This is a genomic window from Methylobacterium amylolyticum, from assembly GCF_030700245.1.
Taxonomy (GTDB): domain Bacteria; phylum Pseudomonadota; class Alphaproteobacteria; order Rhizobiales; family Beijerinckiaceae; genus Methylobacterium.
This window is the reverse complement of the sequence record NZ_JAUYZI010000112.1, coordinates 1-5412: the sequence shown is the minus strand read 5'-3', so window position 1 is coordinate 5412 and position 5412 is coordinate 1. Positions and strand designations below refer to the sequence as shown.

At 66.8% G+C, this 5412-nt stretch carries 4 protein-coding genes and 1 pseudogene; all 5 read right to left on the bottom strand.

The features are described 5' to 3' along the window. On the bottom strand, window positions 1-811 hold an 811-nt coding region (locus tag Q8W71_RS32290; RefSeq protein WP_305529416.1), incomplete at its 3' end, for a transposase. Continuing rightward, entirely contained in the window at window positions 808-1269 is a 462-nt protein-coding gene (locus Q8W71_RS32285; RefSeq protein WP_305529415.1) for a transposase family protein, read from the bottom strand. The genes Q8W71_RS32285 and Q8W71_RS32290, both read right to left, overlap by 4 nt. A gap of 801 nt (window positions 1270-2070) precedes the next feature. Beyond that, window positions 2071-2622, bottom strand: coding sequence for a fasciclin domain-containing protein (locus Q8W71_RS32275; protein ID WP_305529414.1), 552 nt, complete (start codon window positions 2620-2622; stop codon window positions 2071-2073). A 182-nt stretch (window positions 2623-2804) separates the two neighbouring features. Continuing rightward, the gene (locus Q8W71_RS32270) at window positions 2805-4178 is read right to left on the bottom strand and encodes a sensor histidine kinase (RefSeq protein WP_305529413.1); all 1374 of its coding nucleotides are present in this window, start codon (window positions 4176-4178) and stop codon (window positions 2805-2807) included. A gap of 63 nt (window positions 4179-4241) precedes the next feature. Beyond that, window positions 4242-5374 (bottom strand): annotated as a pseudogene (locus tag Q8W71_RS32265) (IS3 family transposase). Window positions 5375-5412 lie beyond the last annotated feature (38 nt).

Below are 5412 nucleotides of genomic sequence, written 5' to 3'. Positions count from 1 at the left end.
CGCCGACACCACCCTGCAGGAGCCGGGCGATGCGTCGCGTCCCCGGCGGTTTCCAAGGAGGCGACGCGCCGGCGATCTTGTGATCGAGCCTATCAGCCCCGGCCCGACGACGCGCCGTCGCCCACGCCCGGACGACGCGCGGCTTGATCCGGGCACCGAGCCGCTCGAGTTCGCGCGCCAGCGCAGCCCCGTTGCGGCAGCCCTCGGCCCAGCGCCGGTCGAGATAAGCGCGGTGGGGATCGATGACGCTCGGGCGCGGTGGCTTCGCCCAGGTCGGCGGCCCGTCCCGGCGCAGCCAGCGCCGCACGGTCTTGCGGTCGAGGTCGAGATGGCGCGCCATGCCGGCGACCGAGGCGCCGGCTGCATGCAGGCGCAGAAGCTCGGCGTGCCGTGCGCAACGCGGGGCGTGCCTGTCCAGTTTGCGCCGGTCGGCCGCCGTGAGCGGGCGAGCCCGGTTGTGCTCGTCCCGGAGCGTTGCGGCTCGTTCGTCCCCGAGCGTCCGCGCCACCGAGCGGATCACGCTGTGCTGGCCTGTGACCGCCTCCTGCAGAGCCTCGCTCAGATTGCGCAGCAAGTGCCAGCGGTCGAGGACGTGCACCGCCCCAGGCGCGCCCTGCCGGACGCCCTCGGCGTAGACTTCGGCCCGATCACGGGCGACGATCTCGACCCCGGGACGCTGCCGCAGCCAATCCGCCACCGTGTCGGTATCACGGTCGGGCAGGAGATCCGCGATGACCTTGCGCTCCAGGTCGACGATGATCGTGCCGTAGCGCCGCCCGCGCCGCCAGGCCCATTCGTCGATGGCGATCACGCGCGGCGGCAGAGCGGCCGGTGCCGGCCCGGCCCGGACGATGCGCAGGAAGGTGGATGGGCTGGCCGGGAGCGCCAGCCTGTGGGCGAGCCGCGCGGCCGGCGCTCCGCCGAGCGCGAGACCGAGATGACGCTGCACGTCGTGCAGCCGCCGGAACGCCGGGCGCGCGGGACGGCGACGTCCGGCAGGCTCTGGCTGAAGGTGCGGCGGGGGCAGGCGGGATTGCGACAGCGCAGGCGGCGCAATCGCACGCGTAGGCAGACGGACCGCCCCTGCCAGGGCAGGTCGGCGAGGCGGCGCTCATAGTGGCCGTGGGCTTGATCCGACTGCCTCCGGCAGACCGGACAACACGCCGCCGCCGAGCGCGGCACCGCCAGCACCGTCACGTGCTCGGGCTCGGCCGTGACAGCGACGACGCGCAGCGAGGAGGGGATGAAGGGGAGCAAGCGCTTGGGCATGGGTAGCTCGGGGACAGCATTCTCCCCATCCCAATCCCAGCCAAGCGCGACCGCTCCCGCTCACTCCGTGCCACCACACAAAGTGACACAGAACCCAATGTTCAAAGCTGTTTGACAGGTAGATGCGACCGAGTTCATCGATCTCCGGTCGCAGATCCCGGCCGAGACGGCTCCGATCAGGCATGGACCTGCTCCCCGGAGAGGCCCGTGTCCGCGGTACGCCCCCGCAAACGAGCCTCGACCACCCACAGTCGGGGAGTTGGAAAACCGAGCACACCCGGCTCCTACGACCTTTAGCACTCGGGGAGCACCTGGACATGCGCCGCAGGCTCCCCGACCACGAAGGTCAAGGATTGCGGTGTCCAAGCCGGCGGACACCAAGCCGGTGTGCTCGGGGTTTCCACACCCCAGGACAGCGCGTACCGCCCCACCCAGGATCATAGGCGCGGGTGCCGCACCGATCCAGCCTCTCTGCAGGCGTGCGCGATCGGCAGCTCGCCGACCTGCGTGGTGTAGCGTGGCATGCGCATCTCGAACTTCGTCGTCTAAGTGCCGCGCTTCCGCTCCATCCCGACAGGCACCGGCACCACACTTCCACGGCCGAAGCGGGCGTCGCAGGCTTCGCGCTCGCGATCCAGTCAGCCGATCAACGCCCGTTGCGAAGCTGCCAAGGGCACAAGGTCGACCGTGAGCGCGGCAGCCGACCAGCCGGGGACTTCGCATAATAATCCATTATGGAAATTCGGGATTATCGCCCGCACAGCTCTGTGCGAGCGATAAATTACCATAGCAACGAAGGTATTACTTCGGCATCAGTACGCTGTCGATGACGTGGACGACGCCGTTGGACTGGTTCACGTCGGCCTGCTCGACCATCGCGCCGCCGCCCTTCGCATCGATGAGCGCGAGCTTGTTGCCGTCCATCTTGACGGTCAGAACCTCGCCCTCGACGGTCTTGAGGTTGGCGTCCGCACCCCCGGCCTTGGCCTTGGCCATCAGCTCCTTGGCGTCGAGCTTGCCCGGCACGACGTGGTAGGTGAGGATCTTCTTCAGCTCCGGCTTCATGTCCGGCTTCATCAGCTTGTCCACGGTGCCCTTGGGCAACTTCTCGAAGGCTGCGTTGGTAGGCGCGAACACCGTGAACGGCCCCTTGCCGTTGAGGGTCTCGACCAGCCCGGCCTCCTTCACGGCGGATACGAGTGTGGTGAGGTTGTTCGCCTTCGAGGCGTTCTCGACGATGGTCTTGCTCGCCATCATCGGCGCGCCGCCGACCATTGGGTCGTTCTGGGCGAAGGCCGGAACGGCGGCTGCCATGCCGACGGCGAGGAGGGCGGCTGTTAAGGCGGTGCGCATGAAAAAACTTTCCTACCCGTGTGGTCAAGCTTCCCTCATTGAAGCCCGTGACCGCCCTACGCTTCGCGCTCAACGAAAGTTTCAAAAAGTATTATGGGAACAGAAGAGCGCGCCGCAGGATTACGGGCGCGATACAGGGTGCAGGTTTCATAAATCAGCGTGGACGTGAGCCGGAAAGGGCGTCACGCCTCGGCCAGAATGGACACCGGCAGGTGCACCGTGAAGGTCGTGCCGCTGTGGCCTGTGGCGGTCGCCAGCGTGCCGCCGACCTGACGCACGAACGCCTCCACGAAGCGCGAGCCCAGCCCCGAGCCAGTGGGGCCGTTGCCTGCGCTGCCGAGGCCCGCGCCGTTGTCGCTGACGGTCAGAGCAACGTCGCCGTTCCGCCTGTCGAAGCCGAGCACGATCTGCCCTTTACCGTTGGGGAAGGCATACTTGACCGCGTTGGTCGCCAGCTCGTTGACGATCAACCCGACCGTCACGGCGTGATCGGGGCCGATGGCCAGCGGCTCGGCCGCCACGCTGACCTCGATCTGCGAGCTGTCCCCTAACAGGCTCGCCCGCAGGCTCTCGGCGATGCCATTGAGGTAAGGCACCATCGGCACCGGCCCCAGCGATGCTGAGCGCGAGATTACGTCATAGAGCTGCGCTACGGCGCTGATGCGGGCCTGCATTGCCCGGTAGCCCTGCACGCACGGCTCGGCCGCCCGCCGGATTTCGAACGACACGAACGCCGTGATGATCGTCAGGCTGTTCTTGATGCGGTGCGCCAGCTCGGCCGCCAGCAGGTCGCGGTGGCGTTCGAGCAGACGCGCCTCGGTTACGTCCTCGAACACCAGCAGCAGGCGGGTGGCGTTGTTGCCGGGGCGGTGCACCTTGCGCGCGTTGAGCTTGAAGATGCGCCGCCCAAGTCCGGGAAACTCGTCCTCGACCTCGAAACCGTCGAAGCTCTCATTGTTGGGGACGACGCGCGCCAGAAGCTCTTGCAGTTTGCCGATCTGCCACTGCCCCTGCGCCAGCTCCTGCACCGGGAGCCCGATCACTGCCTCTGCCGGCACGTTGAACAGCCGCAGGAAGGCCCGGCTGGCGGATACCACCCGCATGTCATGTTCGAGGATGACGAGCGGGTCGCGCACGGTGTCCACGATGCTTTGCGCCAGCAGCCGGTTGCGCTCGCTCTCGCGCTGCGCGTCGCGCGCCTCGGTCACGTCATCGATGGTCAGCAGCAGACGTTCGGTGGCGTTGCCGGGCCGGTAGACCTTGCGGGCGTTGAGCAGCATGACCTTGCGGCCGATACCGGGAAACTCGTGCTCGACCTCGAATGCCTCGATGGCCCGATCTTCGGGGATGATCGTCGTCAACACCTCGCGCAGCGCCGGGATGTCCCACTGCCCGTGGCCCAACTCGAACAGTGGCCGGTCGATGGTGTCGGCAGGTTCGACGCCGAAGGTGCGGAAGAAGGCCCGGTTGGCCGACTGCACCCGGAGATCCCGGTCCAGCACCAGCAGGCTGGTGCGCAGGGTCTCAACGATGTCGTCCGCGTTGATGGCGTTCATGAGAGGTGGCTCGGTTTGTCTGAACAGCGACCTGGGCCTGGATAGGTGGATGTCCTGCCGGGTTCAGGCGGCCGCGGGATGCGGCTGCCTGTTGAAGTAGGCTTGGTTGGGGGTGCGTCGATCAAGGCTCGAATGGGGCCTTCGGTCGTTGTAGAAGGTCAGATACCGGCTGATCGAGGCGCGGGCCGTGCTCACGGTGTCGTAGGCCCGCAGATAGATCTCCTCGTACTTGATCGATCGCCACAGCCGCTCGACGAAGATGTTGTCGCGCCACGCGCCCTTGCCATCCATGCTGATGGCGACACCGGCCTTCAGCAAGACACTGGTGAAGGCGTGGCTGGTGAACTGCGCTCCCTGATCCGTGTTGAAGATCTCCGGCCTGCCGTGCCGGGCGAGCGCTTCCTCCAGGGCCTCGACGCAGATGTCGGCCTCCATCGTGATCGACACCCGCCAGGACAGGACCTTGCGGCTGAACCAATCGATCACGACGGCCAAGTAGACGAACCCGCGCGCCATCGGAACGTAGGTGATATCCATCGCTCAGACTTGGTTAGGTCGGTCGATGGTCAGCCCGCGCAAGAGATACGGGTAGATCTTGTGCCCCGGCGCAGGCTTCGAGGTGTTCGGTTTGCGGTAGAGCGCCTCGATGCGCAGGCGCTTCATCAGCGTCGCGACATGACAGCGTCCGATCGTGATGCCCTCCTTGTTCAAGAGATCCCGCAGCATCCGGCTCCCCGCAAAGGGAAGTTCGAGATGCAGTTCGTCCATCCGCCGCATCACGGCCAGATCGGCCGCCGGGACCGCACGCGGCAGGTAGTACACGCTGCCCCGGCTGATCCCGAGCGCCTTGGCCTGTTTGGCGATGGGAAGATTGTGCTCGCGATCGATCATCGCTTTGCGCTCAGCAGACCGGCCTTGCCGAGCGCGCCGGACAAAAAATCGTTGGTCAGCGTCAACTCGCCGATCTTGGCGTGCAGCGTCTTCACGTCGATGGCCGGGGTTGCCTCCGGCCGGGCCGCGGCTCCGAACACCCCGGCTGCCCCTTCGAGAAGCTGAGCTTTCCAGGCCGTGATCTGATTGGGATGCACATCGAACTGCTGAGCCAACTCGGCCAGGGTCTTCTCGCCGCGCAGGGCGGCCAAAGCCACCTTCGCCTTGAAGGCCGGGGCGTGGTTCCGACGGGTACGCTTGCTCATCGTCGCTCCTGATCCGCAGCCATCCTGGCCGCCGTCAG

Coding starts and splice junctions, on each gene's coding strand:
- Q8W71_RS32285 (WP_305529415.1), bottom strand. CDS start 1,269: ATGCCCAAGCGCTTGCTCCCCTTCATCCCCTCCTCGCTGCGCGTCGTC.
- Q8W71_RS32270 (WP_305529413.1), bottom strand. CDS start 4,178: ATGAACGCCATCAACGCGGACGACATCGTTGAGACCCTGCGCACCAGC.
- Q8W71_RS32275 (WP_305529414.1), bottom strand. CDS start 2,622: ATGCGCACCGCCTTAACAGCCGCCCTCCTCGCCGTCGGCATGGCAGCC.